The 20129-nt window shown below is 44.2% G+C and carries 15 protein-coding genes; 7 read left to right on the plus strand and 8 right to left on the minus strand.

The genetic code is table 11. The annotated features are described in order from the left end of the window. Positions 1 to 9: 9 nt before the first annotated feature. Together VEZ01S_RS09790 and VEZ01S_RS09795 are read right to left on the minus strand one after the other, a co-directional pair. Positions 10 to 1011 carry a DUF58 domain-containing protein gene (locus tag VEZ01S_RS09790; RefSeq protein ID WP_021713883.1) on the minus strand — a complete coding sequence of 334 codons (1002 nt, stop codon included), beginning with the start codon at positions 1009 to 1011 and terminating at the stop codon, positions 10 to 12. Between the two features lie 10 nt (positions 1012 to 1021). Beyond that, the gene (locus tag VEZ01S_RS09795; RefSeq protein ID WP_021713884.1) at positions 1022 to 1978 is read right to left on the minus strand and encodes an AAA family ATPase; all 957 of its coding nucleotides are present in this window, start codon (positions 1976 to 1978) and stop codon (positions 1022 to 1024) included. A 465-nt stretch (positions 1979 to 2443) separates the two neighbouring features. Between VEZ01S_RS09795 and VEZ01S_RS09800 the strand changes: the two genes are divergently transcribed. Beyond that, the gene (locus tag VEZ01S_RS09800) at positions 2444 to 2908 is read left to right on the plus strand and encodes a hypothetical protein (RefSeq protein ID WP_021713885.1); all 465 of its coding nucleotides are present in this window, start codon (positions 2444 to 2446) and stop codon (positions 2906 to 2908) included. A gap of 374 nt (positions 2909 to 3282) precedes the next feature. Next, positions 3283 to 3912, plus strand: coding sequence for a heme-binding beta-barrel domain-containing protein (locus VEZ01S_RS09805; protein WP_021713886.1), 630 nt, complete (start codon positions 3283 to 3285; stop codon positions 3910 to 3912). An 82-nt stretch (positions 3913 to 3994) separates the two neighbouring features. Here VEZ01S_RS09805 and VEZ01S_RS09810 read toward each other — a convergent pair whose 3' ends face one another. The 5 genes from VEZ01S_RS09810 to VEZ01S_RS09830 all read right to left on the minus strand — a co-directional run bounded on the left by VEZ01S_RS09810 (position 3995) and on the right by VEZ01S_RS09830 (position 11307). Continuing rightward, positions 3995 to 6151, minus strand: a complete 2157-nt coding sequence (locus tag VEZ01S_RS09810) for a c-type cytochrome (RefSeq protein WP_021713887.1) — start codon at positions 6149 to 6151, stop codon at positions 3995 to 3997. After that, positions 6151 to 6759 (minus strand): cbb3-type cytochrome c oxidase subunit II, encoded by a 609-nt coding sequence (locus VEZ01S_RS09815; RefSeq protein WP_021713888.1) that lies wholly within the window; start codon positions 6757 to 6759, stop codon positions 6151 to 6153. Before VEZ01S_RS09815 ends, VEZ01S_RS09810 begins: the two co-directional genes overlap by 1 nt. Then, a complete protein-coding gene (gene ccoN, locus VEZ01S_RS09820; RefSeq protein ID WP_021713889.1) occupies positions 6759 to 8171 on the minus strand; it encodes a cytochrome-c oxidase, cbb3-type subunit I in 1413 nt (470 codons plus the stop codon). Before ccoN ends, VEZ01S_RS09815 begins: the two co-directional genes overlap by 1 nt. A gap of 11 nt (positions 8172 to 8182) precedes the next feature. After that, positions 8183 to 8521, minus strand: a complete 339-nt coding sequence (locus VEZ01S_RS09825; RefSeq protein ID WP_021713890.1) for a c-type cytochrome — start codon at positions 8519 to 8521, stop codon at positions 8183 to 8185. Positions 8522 to 8775: 254 nt separating this feature from the next. Next, a complete protein-coding gene (locus VEZ01S_RS09830; protein ID WP_021713891.1) occupies positions 8776 to 11307 on the minus strand; it encodes a molybdopterin oxidoreductase family protein in 2532 nt (843 codons plus the stop codon). Between the two features lie 422 nt (positions 11308 to 11729). On the opposite strand from VEZ01S_RS09830, the gene cobA reads away from it, so the two are divergent. The 5 genes from cobA to VEZ01S_RS09855 all read left to right on the plus strand — a co-directional run bounded on the left by cobA (position 11730) and on the right by VEZ01S_RS09855 (position 19030). Continuing rightward, positions 11730 to 12557, plus strand: coding sequence for a uroporphyrinogen-III C-methyltransferase (cobA, locus tag VEZ01S_RS09835; RefSeq protein ID WP_021713892.1), 828 nt, complete (start codon positions 11730 to 11732; stop codon positions 12555 to 12557). Positions 12558 to 12603: 46 nt separating this feature from the next. Further along, positions 12604 to 15177, plus strand: a complete 2574-nt coding sequence (gene nirB / locus VEZ01S_RS09840) for a nitrite reductase large subunit NirB (RefSeq protein WP_021713893.1) — start codon at positions 12604 to 12606, stop codon at positions 15175 to 15177. Positions 15178 to 15252: 75 nt separating this feature from the next. Beyond that, a complete protein-coding gene (gene nirD, locus VEZ01S_RS09845; RefSeq protein WP_021713894.1) occupies positions 15253 to 15597 on the plus strand; it encodes a nitrite reductase small subunit NirD in 345 nt (114 codons plus the stop codon). Positions 15598 to 15736: 139 nt separating this feature from the next. Continuing rightward, positions 15737 to 17206 carry a NarK family nitrate/nitrite MFS transporter gene (locus VEZ01S_RS09850; protein ID WP_021713895.1) on the plus strand — a complete coding sequence of 490 codons (1470 nt, stop codon included), beginning with the start codon at positions 15737 to 15739 and terminating at the stop codon, positions 17204 to 17206. A gap of 93 nt (positions 17207 to 17299) precedes the next feature. Beyond that, complete coding sequence (locus VEZ01S_RS09855) at positions 17300 to 19030, plus strand: bifunctional protein-serine/threonine kinase/phosphatase (protein WP_021713896.1); 1731 nt, start codon at positions 17300 to 17302, stop codon at positions 19028 to 19030. 103 nt (positions 19031 to 19133) lie between these two features. Here the strand turns inward: VEZ01S_RS09855 and VEZ01S_RS09860 are convergent, their stop codons facing one another. Beyond that, on the minus strand, positions 19134 to 20072 hold the full coding sequence (locus VEZ01S_RS09860; RefSeq protein ID WP_021713897.1) for a hypothetical protein: 939 nt from the start codon (positions 20070 to 20072) through the stop codon (positions 19134 to 19136). Between the last annotated feature and the right edge of the window lie 57 nt (positions 20073 to 20129).

Below are 20129 nucleotides of genomic sequence, written 5' to 3' on the forward strand. Positions count from 1 at the left end.
GATAATTACTTAAAATGAATGATGTAAAAGTTGTTGCAAGACAGGGCTACCGCTGGATATGTGAGAAAGGGCAATACCGTATTGGTTCAGTTGTCCGTTCAATAATTGTTGCTGTTCTTCAAATGCGTTTTTTATCGCATTTTTAGCTTTGCGACTGGATAAATTGACTGAAACGATATGCTCTTTTCCTTGCAACTTTTGCACGCCTTTAGCATGGGTGTCTCCCATTTCTATTGGGTCGTAAAGTTGTATTGCTCTTACTTTGTTGTGGGCCGAAACCTGCGTGATGAGTGTGGTGTCGGATTCTGAAAATGAAGAAAAATCGCTTAAAATGATTAATTCACTGCCTTTCTTGCAGCGATTAGCGATAATCTGTAAAGATGCATCACTTTCGCTATCGAGGTTTTTAAAGGGCGTTTTTAAGCCTTGGTTATGTATATCACACACTTTATTGAGGAGTTGCAATAAGGCTACTTTTGAGTTGGATGGCCTGATTTCTGTGATATTGCTGCCGAAGCGGATGAAGGCGCCGACGCGATCGTTATTGGCGATGGCTATCCATGCTAATAAGCTGGCGAGGTGACACATTTGCACTGATTTGAGCAGCAATTGTGTGCCTGTGAACATGCTTGGGGTTAAATCTAGAAAAAGAATCACTGGGCGTTCACGCTCTTCAGTGAACAGTTTAGTGTGAACTTTACCAGTGCGTGCGGTTACTCGCCAATCGATTTGGCGCACGTCATCGCCAGCTTGGTACTGACGTACTTCTGAGAATGTCATTCCGCGCCCTTTACGTGAGCTAGAATGCTGTCCATTAAGTTGTGACCATAAGCTTTTTGCAGGTGGTTGCCAGCGTTTTCCATGCAACTGATAAAAACTTAATTCATCAATACTCACGGTTACCCCGTTGGTGCTTGCGGGAAGGTGAGCAGACGATAAAACCTGCTCAGCCTTGTTTGAGCTGTGGCTATTCCCGCCCCAAAAAGCATGCGTTTTTAAACGTTCAAACATGCCAGTTGCCTTATGCGGATGCTACGGTGCGCAGAAGTTCGTCTATCACTTTGTTGCCGCTGATTCCTTCTGCTTGAGCTTGATACGTCAACAATAGGCGATGGCGAAGTACTGGGTAAATTACCGCATGAATGTCTTCTGGGCTTACGAAGTCGCGTCCCGACAACCAAGCATTAGCGCGTGCAGCGCGATCCAGAGCAATGGTCGCGCGCGGGCTTACGCCCATTTCAATCCAGTTAACTAACTGCTCACTATAAGCGCTGGGCTCACGGGTCGCCATGATTAAGCGAATGATGTATTTCTCAATAGTCTCCGCCATGTGAATAGACAGCACCTGACGACGCGCCTCAAAGATATCTTGTTGCGACAACTTATGGTCAAAGGTACTCACCTCACCCAAAGCTTCTCCACGGTTTAGGCGCAGAATATCCAGTTCGCTTTGTGCATTAGGATAATCTACTTCAAGATGCAGTAGAAAACGGTCTAATTGAGCTTCGGGTAATGGATAAGTCCCTTCTTGTTCAATTGGGTTTTGGGTGGCCATGACTAAAAACAGTTCGGGCAAAGGGTAAGTCGTTTGTCCGACACTGATTTGTTTTTCTGCCATTGCTTCAAGCATAGCGGCTTGTACTTTAGCTGGGGCGCGGTTGACTTCATCAGCCAGTACTAACGAATGAAAAATAGGGCCTGGCTTGAACTGAAACTCTCCGGTTTCTGGGCGATAGATATCGGTACCAGTCAAGTCTGATGGCAGTAGATCCGGCGTAAATTGTACTCGATGAAAGCTCCCTTCAATACAATCAGCTAAGGATTTTACGGCGCGGGTTTTTGCCAATCCTGGAGGTCCCTCTACCAATATATGACCATCGGCTAAAAGTGCGACAAGCAGTTGTTTGACAAGATTGTCTTGACCAATAACTTGGGTTTCTAAGTAGCGTTGTAGTTGCTGGAAAGACTGCGCTGGCATGTGATTGTTCCTTGTTGCGAGCAAAGTAATAAGTAATAGATGAAAGATTGGAGAAAAAGTTCCCTACTTATATCAATCGTCATAAAGAATGCGTCATCCTAACGTGTTATTGATGCTTTTTTCTACGTTATTTCTGAGTATTTAGTTATTGAGATTGAGGTTATCTCGTTGTTTTAACGAATATAAGTGCACTTTATTTCGTATAGATAAATTTGGGTTTGATACGCAAAGTTCAAGGGCATTTTGGCAATAAGCAACGTAAATTGTGCTGTTTGATTGAAAACTAAACATGCTACAGGCATTGCCACGTTAGTGAGTAGGTTGCGAGTAGAATATGGGCACGGTGCATCACTTTATTTTTCATGCAGTCTTTGTCAAATGAACAAGTAAAAAATGATTGCGGATTAGGTACGGTTATATACTATAGTGAAACTAAATAGTGTTTATTTATTGTAGGGGCAAGGGATGGCAAGAATCACTCAACAACAAAAAGAAGAAAATAAAGCAAACTACAATGCATTGATTGTGAAAATATTTTTAGCCGAAGGGTGGAGCAGCGTTACTTATGATCGTCTTGCCAAAGAGACAGGGCTGAGAAAAAGTACCTTACAAGGTTATTACCCATCAAACAGCGATTTTGCGGTTGCGTTAAAAGGTAAAATTTTCCCTATTATTGCCGCTACTCTCGATTTTTCGTCTAAAGACACTTTTATTCAATCGTGGGAGAGGGGGCTCTCTCAAACAGAGTTTTCCATGGTCATCAGAATGTTTATCGCCAATGCCGCGATGAAAGAGTCTCACCCACAGACAAAAGCTGGGGTGACAAAATTGATTGAACTTGTGGCGCATAAACTGCCAGAGGAAAACGCACTGCAGCTCATTGATAGCGTAATGGGAACGTCAGTGATCAAGTTACTCTTTGCTGACTAAGCGACTGTCTAGCGATAAATTGTTTTTACCTCGACTTGCGAGCAGTGCATTTTAACACCCATAGCTGAAATTTTAGTTATATCAAGGGTGAGGAGCAAAGAGCCACTGATTGCTTTCATTTATTGGTCGGATGTGTTGCATTTATTTAGCGTTTTATTGAGATACCTAAGACAGAAGAAACATTTAGCTCTTGTTTTTTATCGTGTTTATAAAGTGTGTAAATAAAATAAAGCCATTCGTTGCTTTTACTTTATTTACAAATAGTTACACTATTGTGCGAGGGAGGTGTCGCGGAATTGACTTGTGCAAATTTATTGCTCATTGGCTTTAGTTATTATTGATATTCATTAACAACAACAATAAATGGATACAACATGAAACTTAAGTCTATAATCGCACTTGCTTTATTAGCACCTTGCAGCGCCCTAGCAGATCATGACAACACTGTTATTGACGGTTTAGATTTTGGACCTTTAGCACAGTTTGTTGGTACTTGGAAATCAGTAGAAAGCGGTGGTGTTGATATTTCTCCAGCGCAGGATGGTACAACTCAAGGTAAAGGTGCCCCTGCAATCACTCCTTTCTACGAAGTAATGACATTTGAAGTAGCGGCTGATGCAACAAATGCCAGTGAGCAATATTTAGTCGCTCTTTATTACAAACAAGAAGTTTTCCGTAAACTAGATGATACAAAGTTCCATGATCAGCGCGGATACCTAATTTACGATAAAGACAACCACATGGTTTACAACTCTTACTGCGTGCCAAGAACCACTTGTGTAACCGCGGAAGGCCCAGCAGGTAATGAGATGAGCCTTAAAGTAGCAGCTCGCGGTATTGCTGAGTCTAACTACATGACGGCCAATGCATCGACAACTGATTTTACAATGAACATTAAAATCGATGGCGATACATTAACCTACTCACAAACTACTGCGCTTGATATTTACGGCAAGGCGTTTGCTCACACTGACTCTTCAGTTTTAGAGCGTGTAAAAAACTAGTCCTAATTAGACCGTGATAATCTGATAATAAAAACCCCAAGCTCACCGTTGCTTGGGGTTTTTTGTTTATATTGCATCTATCTTATTTGATATTGATGTTGCGATCTCGTTGGTCATACATGTCAGGAGTGGTGTGTACCCCACCGGCATACCCCGCTTTTTCAAGGGTTTCCCGTACCTCTTTGACATCTTCTTCTGAAACCACAATGTCCCTTGCCCCTAAATGGTAGCGAACAAAGGTGATCAATTCGGCCAGTTTTTGATCTGAGAGTACGTCTTCAAAACTCGCCATCGGCATAAAGTTCTTATCTTCTACCAAATAGGTCGGCTCTAGTCCGCGCACGGTGACCGCGATGGTGTTAAATGGGTCGCTGTGCATGATGATACCGTTATTGAGCAGTGCCGGTGCAATTGGATCGCGCCCTTTACCATCAGCGCCATGACAGGCTCCACAGGTTTGCTGATAGACGGGATAGATGTCGGAATTGTAAGCACTTTCATCAAATCCTTTCGGCTTCAGAGGTGTTGCATCGGCGCTAACAAAGTTGTTGGTGTCACCTTTAATTAGGTAGTACGCCATCGCTTCAACATCCTCTCGGGTCATCAAGCTCAAACTGTTTTTGACTACATCGGCCATACCCGCAAAAGCGGTGCCTTTATCTGAGTGTCCAGTGTGCAAGAAGTCAGTAAGTACTTGCGTATCCCAGCCATCAATATACAACTCATTGGCGGTAATATCCGGTGCGTTCCAACCATCAATGATATTACCTTGGAAGATACGATCGCTGATGATAGCTTGCGCGAGATTGCGAGGTGAATGACATTCAGAGCAGTGCCCTAAACCGGCTACCCAATATTTCCCTTGCTGCCATTTCTCAACATCATCAACACTGTCTTTGATCTCGGCAGGCACTTCATATTGAAGTGGTGCGGTATCCATAAAGACAATATTCCAGCTCAATAACCCAAGACGAATATTGGATGGGAACATCATGCTGTTGTCGTCGTTGCGTCTTGCTACTGCCGTGATTGACTGTAGGTATTCCCACATATCTTGCATGTCTTGTTCTTTGACATATTGATATGAGGTGTAAGGCATTGCCGGATATAAGTAGCCGTGGCGACCTTTACCGTCAACGAGTGCTGCCTTAAAGTCTTCATAGCTGTATTCACCAATACCTTCACTTGCGTGAGGGGTAATATTGGTTGAGTAAACGGTGCCAAATGGTGTTACAAATGGCAGTCCGCCCGCAAAAGGTTCACCGCCTTCAGCGCTGTGACAAGCGACACAATCTCCGGCATGCGCTAAGTATTCACCACGCTTAATCGCCTCGCTATCTAGGCCAGCAATATGTGCTTCTGCATCGATTCGAGATTGAGTCAACATAGCACCAATGGCTAAAATTTCGTTGCGAGTGAGCTGCTTTTCAAAAGCAGGCATAACATTATTAAGGCCAAATTTAATCGTATGTTGAATCTCTTCGATGCTACCGCCATGTAGCCAGATATCGTCCGAAAGTACCGGGACTCCGATAGCGGGATTACCCACAGAGCCGTCACCGTGACACGCAGAACAGTATTGTGTGAATAGTTGTTTCCCAAGTTCTACTTTTACAGGTGGCACATCGGTATGACGTTGGTTTATCGAAGCTAAAAAGTAAGACAGCTTTGATATTTCGTCTTGATTGAGTATCTCGTTGTAACCGGCCATCGCGCCATTGCGGCCTTTTTCGATAGAGTGAAGAATGGCTTCATCGCTACCACCATAGAGCCAGTCATTATCAATAAGATTAGGAAAGTGTTTCTGACCTTGACCGTTGTCCCTATGGCAGGCCGCGCAGTGAGTCTGAAATAATATTCGCCCCGATTTGGTAATGTCACTGTTTTGCGCAAGGCTAGCCAGTGAGGTGTCATTGAGGGTGGCAAATTGTTGATCAAGAGTTGTGGTGGGAGAGCTTAACTTGTCATCACTTTGCTTCCAGCCCATCAGTCCTTCCCAGTTACCCAGGCCGGGATATAGCACTAGGTAACCGATAGACAAACAGAAAGCCACAAAGTAGCTGATAAATAACAGCTTAGGAGGTGGGGCGTCATTTTCATCAATACCATCAAAAGTTCCGAGCGCTTTATTGGCGTCGGCATCGTGATTCTTTCTCCAATATTTGATGACGATACTGACCATCAATAGAAAAAAAACGATGGTGCAGATCACAGCCCATAGGTTCCAGAAATTACTCATTATCGGATCTCCTCTGCGGTATCCACCCCTAAACTTTGTAGATAATGAATAAGCGCTTCCCCTTTGGTTTTACCGCGAACTTGCAGGCGAGCATCGGCAATATCGTTGTCGCTATACGGCACTCCAAGGGTGCGCAGGGTGCGCATTTTGTCGGTAATGTCATCACCTGAAAGCTTTTGTTCAAACAGCCACGGATAGGACGGCATAATGGAGCTTGGAATCACGTCTCTTGGGTTCACTAAATGTAAAACATGCCATTGGTCAGAATATTTTCGACCTAGGTTAGTCAAGTCCGGGCCAGTACGTTTTGAGCCCCAAAGGTTCGGGAACTCGTAGATGTCATCGGGTTCTTGGTTGGCACGACCATTACGTTTTATCTCCGGCTCTAAAGGGCGCACCATTTGTGTATGACAAACATGACACCCTTCACTGATATAAATATCACGCCCTGCAACTTGAATTGCAGTTAGTGGCTTCGCTTGGCTATTTGCCGCCAGTTCAGGCCCGCGCACTATATTGGGCACAATCAGTACCAAAATAGAAAAAGAGGCGACCACTATGGTTGCAATAATTAGAATAAAAACGGATTGTGTGAAATCTTTACTCATTATGATGCCTCCCTTTTAAGTACGAACTTTGGTTTTGTGACGGTCTTATACAGGTTGAACACCATCAGGAATAAGCCAAGTACAAACAAGGCACCACCAAAGAAGCGCAGGAATAGCCACGGAGCTTTAAAATTCATTGCCTCTACAAAGCTGTAAATCAGTTCACCATTTTCATTTTGAGCAAGCCACATGTAACCCTCGCCAATGCCCGCAACCCATAGCGCAATGGCATAAATTGCGACCCCTGCATGCGCCAGCCAAAAGTGCCATTTGATCAATCGAGTAGACCAGAGTTTGTCTTTCCCCCACAGTTTCGGGATGAAATAGTAGAAGGTCGCAATTCCCGACATACCAACCCAACCTAAAGCGCCAGAGTGTACGTGGCCGATAATCCATTCGGTGTTATGCGCCATCATGTTAAACCAACGAATTGCCAGTAATGGCCCTTCAAAAGTGGCTAGGCAGTAGTAGAGGATGGCGGAGAAGAAAAACATCATGATGTAATCGTTTTTCAGCTTTTGTTTATTTTGCAATAGGGTCATAGCACTGTTGAATGCGCCACCCCAAGATGGGAGCCATAGAATCAATGACATTACGATGCCAATGTTTTGCACCCAAATGGGCACAGAAGAGTAAATAAGGTGGTGTGTACCTGCCCAAGTGTAAAACCCCACTAACCCCCAAAAGTGAATCACAGAAAGGCGATAGGAATAAATAGGTCGTTCAGAGACTTTAGGAATGAAGTAATAGTTCATTCCAATGACACCTGCGGTCAGCAAAAAGCCTACCGCATTGTGTCCCCACCACCACTGCACTATCGCATCTTGCGCGCCAGCAAAGACTGAATACGATTTGGTGAGGGAAGCGGGTAAAGCTAAGTTGTTTATAACGAAAATCAGTGCAATCACTATGATAAATGCCGCAAAAAACCAGTTGGCAACAAAGATGTGATTGACCTTTCTTTTGGCGATAGTGCCAAAGAAAAGGATGGCGTATAACACCCAAACTAATACGATAAGTAAGTCGATAGGCCATTCAAGCTCGGCATACTCTTTTGAAGTGGTGTAACCCAATGGGAGTGATAGCAACGCAAGCAGTAATACCAGCTGCCAACCCCAAAACACCATCCACGCAAGGCTTTTATTAAACAGCCCACATTGTCCGGTGCGTTGGGCAATATACAGTGAAGCTCCCATTAAGATGTTCACCACGAACCCGTAAATCACCCCCGAGGTGTGTAAGGGGCGCAATCGGCCAAATTGAAAATATTCAGAATCAAAATTCAGTACTGGCCAATACAATTGGGCGGCGAGTATAACCCCAACAATCATGCCTATGATTGACCATGCAACGGACGCCACTACAAAGTATTTGACGACCTTGGTGCTGTACACCGTGGTTTCGTTTTCCATCAGTTAATCCTTTACTGCTGAGGTTCTTGGCCGATCTTGGAGAAGAAGTATGAAATGTCTTCAATATCTTGATCAGAGAGTGAATCAGCTTGTTGCTGCATTAAAATAGCCAAACCACTGGTTCGCTCTCTGGCTTTATAATCTTTGAGTGAGGAGATCAGATACCCTAGCTTTTGTCCACGCAGGTTAGGGTAGGGATCTAAGGTTGAAATACCATCTTCACCATGGCAAGTCATACACACTTTTGCCTTGGCTTTGCCTACTTCAAATTGCGTGTCTTGAGACACACTATTATCTTGTGCAAAGACATTGGCACTAAACCCTAAAATGATTAATACAAACAGTCTCATCGGTATAAGTCCTTTTCCGAGCCTCAATATGTCGTATTGGAGGAAATGTAATGTTAAGCAAAAGTATAGTTAAGGATTCTGATAAGGCATTGCTTTGACTGAATATATTACGCAATATATTGATTAAGGATTCAAATGGGAGTGAGACGTAAATTCATTCCCATTTATTGTTGATTTTCAGTACTGTTTTTCTTGTACCGCCACCTATAGCGGTATTCTACTTATGCGGATATTAAGCTCAGTGATTGACACTGCTATACCGATACGAATAAATCGTTGTCTACCGATAAATCATGAACAATTTCATTGGCTTCCAACAAAGTTAATGGTTGATTAAATGCCTCTATCATTGTGGCTATTTCGCTATTTTTAAATCTGTCTTGTATGAAGAGTAACTGGGTGACATGCTCTTTATCTAAGGTGATCCAGCGCGCTCCGTCCTTACGAGACTCATTGCTAAGCTGACGATGATTTTGTGTCTCTAAATACGGCGTCAGTTCGCTGATTAATTGACTGACGGAAACACTGGATTCGATACGATATAAATACCCTTGTGGTACTTTTTGTCTTACCCAATAATCGATATTGCTATCTGTTTTGCTCAGTGACATCGTCTTATTAGAGATGAAAATAGCGCAACTTTTGCTGATGAAAGGTGAGATGGATACGGAGGAATGTTTAAATTCGGGCTGTCCAGAAATCGCATCTGTGGTGTTGGCAATCAGCGTACAGGGTTTACTGTTTTTCGCGGTTGTTTCATTCCAGTGGATGGGCATAAATAGTTGTTGTGGGGAAACATCAGTCGTGACATTAGCTCGAACAAGTGTGCAGCCTTGAGGGTTTGTCACCCAAGCTAACTGATTGTCTTTGATAGAAAATTGAGCGGCGGTCTTTGGGTGAATTTGTACATAAGGTTCACTGGCATGTTCTGCAAGCTTCGCCGATAGCCCTGTTCGACTCATGGTGTGCCAGTGATCTCGCGAGCGACCACTGTTTAATATCAGTGGCGTTTGAATGTCGGTTTTCGCGATTGGGGCGGTAAAGGAAACCCCTATAAATCGAGCGCGTTCATCTGGGGTATAAAAACGCCCATCACCAAATAATCTTTGCGTAACCGGCTGTGCTTGCAGTTGGCTAACAGGCCATTGCTGAGGTGTCAGTCGGCTATAACCTTGATCGTTTAAGTGAGTTAAACCTATAAGGTTGAGATCTCGTTGTCCCTGCTCGTTTCCTACACAGGTTAGATGTGTGTATTCACGAAAAATCTCCCCTTCGTGCTGATAGTCAAAAGCGTTCGCATAGCCCATTTTTTTGGCTACTTGACTGACGATCCACCAATCGGGTTTGGCCTGTCCTGGGCTTGGCAGAATACGTCTTTGTCGAGAGATGCGACGTTCTGAATTGGTGACTGTCCCCGATTTCTCACTCCACCCTTGTGCTGGCAGTACGATGTCAGCCAAACGTGTGGTTTCAGTTTCTGCGATACAATCGGATACCACCACCAGTGGGCATTTCGTTAGGGCTGATTTGATTTTCTCTGAGTTTGGCAAGCTCACCATAGGGTTGGTCGCCATGATCCAAACGGCTTTGATTTTTCCTGAATCAATGGCATCGAACATCTCTATGGCTTTAAGGCCGGGTTTTTGCGCCAAGTTGTCCGTATCCCAGAACTCGCTGACTAAGCGGAGATGTTCAGGCTCGTCAAATTCCATATGTGCGGTAAGAGTATTTGCCAGTGCGCCGACTTCTCGCCCGCCCATCGCATTTGGCTGGCCTGTCACAGAGAAAGGCCCGCTACCGGGTTTACCGATTTTCCCGCTGGCAAGGTGGCAGTTAAGAATGGCATTCACTTTATCTGAACCACTGCTGGATTGGTTCACGCCCTGAGAATAAACCGTTACTACCCGCTCAGTATTGGCAAAAGCGTGGTAAAAATCGTTCAGTTGCGCTGTCGACAATTGCGTAATGTGCTCTATATCTGTTTGAGATTGAGCGGCTTGGTCTTGCGCCTTAGAAAGCGCGTCATCAAAACCGGTTGTGTGTGATGCAATAAAATCATTATCTAATGCGTTGTGTTCAGCAAGGTGAGCAAGCAAGCCATTAAATAGCGCTACATCAGAGCCAGAAGCTAGCGCAAGGTGGGTATTAGCGATATCGCAAGTATCCGTTCTTCGAGGATCAATAACCACAATATTAAGGGCTGGATTGGACTGTTTAGCGGTGCGTAATCGTTGAAATAATACGGGATGACACCACGCCAGATTTGAGCCAACAATGACCACCATTTCCGCTTGTTCAAGATCTTCATAACAGATCGGTACAGTATCACTACCAAATGCACGTTTGTGTCCTACCACCGATGACGCCATACATAGACGAGAATTACTGTCGATATTGGCACTGCCCATAAAACCTTTTATTAGCTTATTGGCGACGTAGTAATCTTCGGTCAAAAGTTGCCCTGAGACATAAAAAGCGACTGACTCTGGACCGTGCTCGCGTAGCGTGCGAGTAAAACCTTCAGCCACTTTTGCCGTTGCTTCATCCCAACTGATGGTGACATCGCCTTGCTCTGTTTTTAAGGTGGGAGAGAGCATACGACCATCGTGGATAACGGTTTCTCCAAGGGCAATTCCTTTGGTACAGAGTTTACCGTAATTGGATGGGTGCGCTTTATCTCCTCTTATTTCCAGCTCGCCAGACAGCTTAGGTCTTGCTTCTATTCCACAGCCCACACCACAGTATGCACAGGTCGTTTTTATCCATCCTTCGTCTTGAGAAGCCATAGGCTGTCCTTTATCGGTAATTTTAGCTCTATGAGTTAACAAGCAAAAATTAAACCAAGTTGTCAAAATATCACATATATAAAATTATCTATTTAAATTCAATGCCTTAAAAATACACATACCACTAAAGTGGTAGTGTTTAGGGCGTATATTTATGATGGTTTTCTTTTATATGCACCAACTTGAATCATATTGCACTGTAAACGGTCAATTTATGTGGATCTTGGTTTTTGTTTTGTCATGTTCAGCAATTGGTTACATGAACGCTGTATAGGTAACTTGTTGTTTATTATCTGTTTGTGATTTTATTTTCGATGTACTAACCAATGTTGGTATCCAATTTGCAAGCTCTTTCTCAGAAGCGCTGAAAAATAGGTGTCGTTTTTAGACATGATGTGGCGAAGAGATTGAGGAGCAATGTGATGCAAAGACAAGCGAATTTTCCGGGTCGAGTGACCTTAGTTGGGGCCGGTCCGGGAGACCCTGACCTTCTTACTGTAAAAGCGTGCCGAATGATCAAAGAAGCTCAATTTATTATGTATGACAACCTTGTCAGCGAAGAGATCCGCGCCTTATTTCCCCAAGATGCGACGACCGTATTTGTCGGTAAAGCGAAAGGAAAGCACAGTGCGACTCAGCAGGATATCAATGATTTGCTTCTCAATGCGGCATTAAGCGGCAAGAACGTTTGTCGAGTAAAAGGAGGAGACTCTTTTGTTTTTGGTCGTGGCGGAGAAGAGATGCTGATGCTGGCAAAGCAAGGTATCGAAGTCGATGTTATCCCCGGAATAACAGCCGCCTCTGGCTGTACCAGCTATGCCAATATTCCTCTTACTCATCGTGGACTTGCGCAAGGCTGCACCTTTATTACCGCGCATGCCGATAAAACGTTGGACATTAATTGGGATGCTTTGGCGCAGTTAAATCAAACCTTGGTGTTTTACATGGGCCTGAGTAAAACCGATATGTTGATGGAAAAGCTGATTAGCGGGGGTATGAGCGAAGAAACGCCGGTCGCTTTTATTGAAAATGGGTGCACACCTAAACAGCGTGTGCACATCGGTAAGTTAAATCAGCTCAGCACTCTTAAACAGCAATATCAAATTCAATCACCGGCTCTTATTGTGGTGGGTGAAGTGGTGTCAATTGCAGAGCAAATGCATTGGCTTACCCAGCTCAGTCATCGCCAAATTCAACCGTCGCCGTTACCGCAACATGACACGAAACAGCTGCTACAGCTAACGGCGTAACCCAACAAAACATTGAGACAGATTTAGATTTCAAGGAAGGATCATTATGAAAAAGCAAAGAATAGTTGTTGTTGGCAATGGAATGGTTGGCCACAAATACATAGAAAACTTATTGCAACAGAAAACGGATGATATGGACATCATCACCTTTTCTGAAGAGCCTCGTCTTGCCTACGATCGAGTCCATCTTACCTCTTATTTTACCGGAAACGGTGCTGAAGAATTGATGCTTGCCGATGAAGGGTACTATAGCGAAAACGGCGTTAAGTTTGTGGTCAGTGATAAGGTTGTAGAACTGGATACCGATGCCAAACAGGTGATCACGCAAAGCGGCCGAATCGAAGCTTATGACACTTTAGTATTGGCAACAGGTTCATATCCATTTGTGCCACCCATCCCGGGCAATGACGGTGATCACTGTCATGTGTACCGAACTTTAGAAGATTTAGATGCGATAGAAGAGTCGAGCAAACTGAGCCAGAGCGGTGTGGTTGTTGGCGGTGGTTTACTGGGACTGGAAGCGGCGAATGCAATTAAAGAGCTTGGTTTACAAACGCATGTGGTTGAGTTTGCACCAAGGTTGATGGCGGTGCAGCTCGACGCTGGCGGCGGGGCACTATTGCGCAGAAAAATCGAATCATTGGGTGTATCGGTGCACACCGAAAAGGCGACCACTGAAATTGTGGCGGGAGAAACCGCTCGCTATCGAATGAATTTTGCCGATGGTTCACACCTAGAAACAGACATGATTGTGTTCTCCGCTGGGATTCGTCCACAAGACGAACTTGCCAGACAAGCCAATATTGACATTGGTGAGCGTGGTGGGATTGTCATTAACGATTATTGTCAAACGAGTGCGCCTGATGTGTATGCAGTCGGTGAATGTGCCCTATGGGATGGCAAAATTTTTGGCTTGGTTGCCCCCGGTTATCAAATGGCAAAAGTGGCGGCTCAACATTTATTACACGATGACAGTGTTGGAGAAAGTGCGGCGTTTACTGGCGCTGATATGAGTACAAAATTGAAGCTACTAGGGGTAGATGTTGCCAGTATAGGTGAGGTGCACGATCAAACTGAAGGTGCACAATCTTATACCTTTAATGACGAAATCGACCAAGTGTATAAGCGCTTAATTATCTCCGAGGATGGCTCAAAGATCATTGGTGCGGTGCTGGTGGGCGATGCTGAGGCGTATGGCACGTTGTTGCAGATGAAGCAAAACGATATGCCTTTACCTGCAAATCCATCGGTATTGATTTTACCTAACGTAGCGGGTGAAGAGCCTGCTGGAATGGGTGTTGATGCCTTGCCTGATAGCGCGGTGATTTGTTCGTGTTTTGATGTGACTAAAGGGGATATCAAGCAGGCGGTGCAAGCCGGCTGCAACACGATGGCAGCACTAAAAGAAACCACCAATGCATCGACAGGTTGCGGCGGTTGTAGTGCACTGGCAAAACAAGTACTGGATGCAGAATTGCTGAGCTTAGGTGTGGAAGTCAACAATGACCTTTGTGAGCATTTTGCGTATTCACGTCAAGAGCTTAGCGACATAGTACGCGTCAATCAGATCAAAACCTTCGAGCAGCTTTTAGAGCAATACGGTAAAGGCCATGGCTGTGAAGTGTGTAAGCCGACTGTAGGTTCCATATTGGCCTCGTTTTGGAACGATTACATTTTGCAAAATGAGCATATGGAGCTTCAAGATACCAACGATATCTACTTGGGCAACATGCAAAAAGACGGCACTTATTCTGTTGTGCCACGCATCGCTGGTGGTGAGATCACCCCGGATCGTTTAATTGTGCTGGGAGAGGTGGCTAAAGAGTTTGATTTATACACCAAGATCACCGGTGGGCAGCGTGTGGATTTATTTGGCGCTCAACTCAATGATTTACCTACGATTTGGCAAAAGCTGGTGGATGCAGGGTTTGAAACCGGACATGCCTACGGAAAATCTGTACGAACCGTGAAATCCTGTGTCGGTAGTACGTGGTGTCGTTATGGTGTGGGCGACAGCGTACGCTTGGCTATCGATGTTGAGAATCGCTACAAAGGCTTACGTTCGCCTCACAAACTCAAATTTGCGGTATCGGGTTGTACGCGAGAGTGTGCGGAGGCTCAGTCAAAAGATGTTGGGATCATTGCGACAGAAAATGGTTGGAACTTATACGTGTGTGGCAATGGTGGGATGCGCCCTCGCCATGCGGATTTGTTGGCCACCGACTTAGACGAAGCCACGCTAATTCGATATATCGATCGTTTGTTGATGTTCTATATTCGCACCGCGGATCGCTTACAGCGCACTTCTGTGTGGATGGAAAACCTTGAAGGCGGCCTAGATTACTTACGAGAAGTTGTGGTTGAAGACAAATTGGGTCTTGCTCAAGAGCTAGAAAAAGAGATGGCAAACACGATTGCGCAATATCAATGTGAGTGGAAAACTACATTGGAATCTCCCGAAAAACTGAAACGCTTTAGTCATTTTATTAATAGCGATCAACGTGATGACACTCTGAGCTTTATCTCTGAGCGTGAACAGCGCTTTCCCAAACACTCACAAGATCCAGCATCAACACTGAGTGCCGATGAGCAATCAATTGAGGTTGTAGAGATTAGCTAGCGAATAACTCATTGAATAAATGACGAAAATTGACCATTAAGAACACCAGATAATACGTTATCAAGGAGAGAGAATATGAACCATTGGCAAACGATTTGCGATGTAAAAGACATTGCGCCTAATGTTGGAGTCTGTGCCCTTGTAAATGGAAGACAGATAGCGGTGTTTAATTATCAGCGCACTGATACGTTTTACGCTATTTCAAACTATGACCCTATTGGCAAAGCGCAAGTACTGTCTCGCGGCATTATCGGGTGCTTTGAAGGAGAGCCTTGCGTGGCATCACCTCTATATAAGCAGCACTTTAGCTTAAAAACAGGCCAATGCATTGAAAAGCCCGAATGCATCATAAAAACATACCCTGTGCGCGTGGTCGAAGGCGCTATTCAAATTCAAGTGAGTGAAGCCGTGGCAGCATAAAGGCCACAAATAAATCAGGAAATAAATCAGGACACCCACAATTAAAACCCGAATTTTAATCAGGACACCCACGATAAATTTTCACATTTAAGCAGGAAGCAGTCGCTTAAATTAAGCAATACAAAAAAGGATTTATATTATGGATAACAGTAAATTTTCTCTGTTTTCGTTTAGCGGAAAAATGAAAGTCTTACACTTAAGTTGGATGGCTTTTTTTATCACCTTTGTGGTTTGGTTTAACTTTGCACCTCTATTGCAAATGGTGAAAGAGACATTAGGTCTGAGTACACAAGAGATCAAAACCCTATTGATCTTGAACGTGGCGCTCACCATACCAGCACGTGTGGTTATTGGCATGCTCACCGATAGATTCGGTCCGCGACTGGTCTATTCTGCACTGTTGGCAGTGTGTTCCATTCCTTGTTTTATGTTTGCTTTCGCGGACTCCTTTATCCAAGCGGCAATCGCCCGTTTCTTGCTCGGCTTTATTGGTGCAGGTTTTGTGGTTGGTATTCGCTTGGTTTCGGAGTGGTTTCCACACAATGAGTTGGGCACTGCGGAAGGCGTATACGGCGGTTGGGGTAACTTTGGTTCAGCCGCAGCGGCATTTACATTGCCGACCATTGCTTTGTTATTTGGTGGTGATGAAGGTTGGCGCTACGCGGTGGCGATTACAGGCTTGATGAGTTTGCTATTCTCAGTCATTTTTTATCGCTCCGTGTCCGATACACCAAAAGGCTCTACGTACTTTAAGCCTAAGCATGTTACAGCGATGGAAGTGACTTCAAAAGGCGATTTCTTCTTTTTACTTATTATGAAGATCCCTATGTACGCCGTTCTTGGTCTATTGGCATGGAAACTGTCGCCAAGTGGCATCGACATGTTGTCTGATTTTGTTGTGAATGCCATCTACGCCGGTCTTGTTGCTTTGTATTTCTTAGAAGTGAGCCAAGTATGGAAAGTGAACAAAACCGTATTTGAAAAACCGGTTGAAGAGATCCATCGTTACAAATTTAAGCAAGTGGCGGTACTGAATGTACTTTACTTCGCGACATTTGGTTCGGAACTAGCGGTCGTGTCTATGTTGCCTCTTTTCTTTGCTGAAACCTTTGAATTGACGCCAGTATTAGCGGGGATGGTTGCATCCGCCTATGCCTTCATGAACTTAATGTCGCGCCCTGGTGGTGGCTGGATTTCAGATAAATTTGGTCGTAAACCTACTTTGTTGATTCTGACAGCTGGTCTTGCTATTGGGTATTTCTTAATGGGCCAAGTAGGCAGTCAGTGGCCAGTATGGTTGGCAGTGGTTGCTGCAATGCTATGTTCATTCTTTGTACAAGCTGGTGAAGGGGCGGTGTTTGCTACTGTTCCTCTTATTAAACGTAGAATGACCGGTCAGATTGCCGGTATGACAGGTGCATACGGGAATGTGGGAGCGGTGACATATTTAACCATTCTTTCTTTTGTGGATTATCAAACCTTCTTCTACGTCATTGCGGCGACAGCAGTACTAGGCTTTGTGACATTAATTTTCATGGAAGAGCCAACAGGTAAAATTGCTGAGGTGAATAAGGACGGCAGTGTGACTTTAATTGACGTCTCTAACTAGATAGGAATAGAGCTCAGTCTTGGTGGATAGCGGCTATATTTTAACGCATGCTTTTACATCAAGGTTGGGCTCTATGCTGATAAGTGATTATTGATGAATATGCCAATCTCTACACTTAAATTGCAACATGCGGGGACGTCGCTAGTCGGTGCTCGCACACAAAATCAGGATGCTATTTTACTCAAGATCCCTGACAACCCACACGATTTGACGCACAAGGGTATCGTGGCGTGCATTGCTGACGGTGTGAGTTGTAGTGAGAATAGCCAAAGGGCAAGTCATACCGCTGTTGTACAATTTGTGAATGATTACTTTGCCACCCCAAACAGTTGGAGTATTAAGCATTCTGCTGGGAAAATTCTAACAGCCATCAATGCTTGGCTCTACGAAGAGGGCAGTAAACAAGCTTTGAGTCACAATGGCTTAGTGACCACATTTAGCTGTGTCATCATCAAGTCCAATACCGCGCACTTATTTCATGTTGGAGATACGCGAATTCATTTGTTCAGAGATGGGCAAATGCAGTGTTTGACCAAAGATCACCAGAGAACGAATTTAGCTAAGCAAGCCTACCTGACCCGAGCATTGGGGATGGATTCGAATCTGGATGTGGACTATCAGAAGGTCAACTTACACAAAGGTGATCGTTTCGTGCTTACCTCTGATGGTGTGCACGATGTTATTGATATTGCCTCCATTGGCGGATCTTCGCACTACACACAGCAAGAAATCTGTGACTTACTCTGTCATGATGCCTTTGAACAAGGTAGCCAAGATAACTTAAGCGCATTGGTCTTTGATGTGAAGGATTTACCTGCTCATACCCTACCTGAACATCAGTCCACGATGCTTTCCCGAGCTATCCCCCCTGTTTTAGAAGAAGACAATAAACTTGAGCAGTTTCGAGTGCTTAAGGTGCTATATTCGGGTGCTCGCAGTCATGTGTATCTGGTTGAAGATGAATTGTCGGGACAAAAGCGAGTATTAAAAGCACCTTCGGAGCACTATCGTGATGATTTAGATTATTTGAAAGCGTTCGCCAATGAACAATGGGTTGGGACGCAGTTGAAAAATAAGCGAGTGATGCGTGTATATCCAAGCCCTAAAGACAGTCGCTTTGTCTACCAAATTTGTGAGTACATCCAAGGCATCACTTTACGTCAGTGGATGTTTGATAACCCTCGAGCCAGTCTGCAAGAAACCCGAACTCTTCTCGATGAAATGATTAAAGCGCTGCGTGTTTTTCAGCGAGCGGATATGGTGCACCGAGATTTAAAACCCGAGAACATCATGGTGATGCCATCAGGGGAGGTCAAGATCATTGATTTTGGCGCAGTAAAGGCGATGGGGCTTGAAGAGATCGCCTCTGAGTCTCAAGAGGCAATTCCTCTTGGCGCGCTGAACTACATTGCACCCGAGTACATTGATTCTGGAAGAGCGACCTTAGTATCGGATTTATTTTCGGTGGCAGTGATGGGGTTTGAAATGTTGACAGGGGAGTTGCCTTACAAAGCGACGACCAGCCAGAATTTGCATGCGGCTAGACATACCCAATGGGTCTACCGCTCTTTGTGTGAGTATCGAGACGATATTCCATCATGGGTTGATCTTGTGTTTCGTAAAGCAACTCATCACCTAGCGCATCGCCGCTATCAAGTATTAGGGGATTTTATTGCAGACTTGTATGTGCCCAATACAGAATTACAGAAAGAGCTACAGGGCAGTCCACTGATAAAACGAAATCCTGTACTGTTTTGGAAAGTGGTGGCGCTATTGGCAACGGCTATCGCCGCGGGAGAAATGTTGTGGTTAATTTCTCTTTAGACAGTGTTTAGCTGACCCACATTGGTTTACAGTAAAAATGCAATGGCCGCTAATTAAGCGGCCATTGAGTATGTGAATAGAGATTAAGTTTATAAGATTGCGACTATTCGCCCGCAACTGAAATGATTTGACTGAGGTGAGTGTTCAATATAGCGATATTATCTCCTGTCGCATCCAATTTGCTTATATCTTCTGTTAAACCTAAAGATCTTGTACCGTCTGTAAATTGTAACAATTTTGCAGCAGTTCGATTGTTTGCATTTAGGTACTGATCTTTTAACGCCTTAATAACAGGATCGTCCATCTGCAACGTTACTGTAGAGGTGATCTGTTGATCAGCTGCACCGGTTACTGGGGCTATGGTATTGACTTCGGCTGTGCTTGTGTCGCTTTGCAGCACAAGTGAATTGGCGCCATATAACTTATCTTGTCTTGCGATAGCATATGGTATCTCTCGCATTTTTTTTATAGTAAGCGTTTGGGCTTTTGGCAAGTAGCTTACCTCTGTGTCAATAATGATCTTATCATTAATGCTCTTATCTTCGATACTACCACTAGTATGAAAAACATATTCAACAGAATCTTGTGAATTGCTATTTTGTTCTACTTTACAATTTGAGCTTAAGAGGGTGCCTTCATTTTTAGGTCTACAAAGATCATAGATGTTATTAGGAGTAAAATCTGTTGGAAATCCGGTCACGATTGTTTGATGGTCTGCTACCCACTTATCTATCTCATTGTTGTGCTGTTCTTCAGGTTGTTCTGCTGCTTTTGGAGCCTTTGCCTCTGCTTGCGCTTGAGCTTTAGCTTGGTCCTGTATTTGCGCACTGCTTTGCACGACTTGAGCATTTTGGATAATTGAAGCCTGTAGGCTTTCATGAGTATTATCTAAACTTGCAATGCCTTGTTGATTATTTTGCAGCGCTGTTGTGTCTATTGATGAGTTCAGTGCTTTATCAATAGCGTGGTCGTTAGAGCTTGAACCACCACAGCCTGTAAGAAGCACAGGAGCTAAAGCTAATGCGAATAGAGTGTGTTTCATGTTGTCTACCTTTCTAAAAGTCTTAAGCGCTGATAAAGATCGCCTTAATTTGTAAAG

The organism is Vibrio ezurae NBRC 102218, from assembly GCF_000467185.1.
Classification (GTDB): Bacteria; Pseudomonadota; Gammaproteobacteria; order Enterobacterales; family Vibrionaceae; genus Vibrio; species Vibrio ezurae.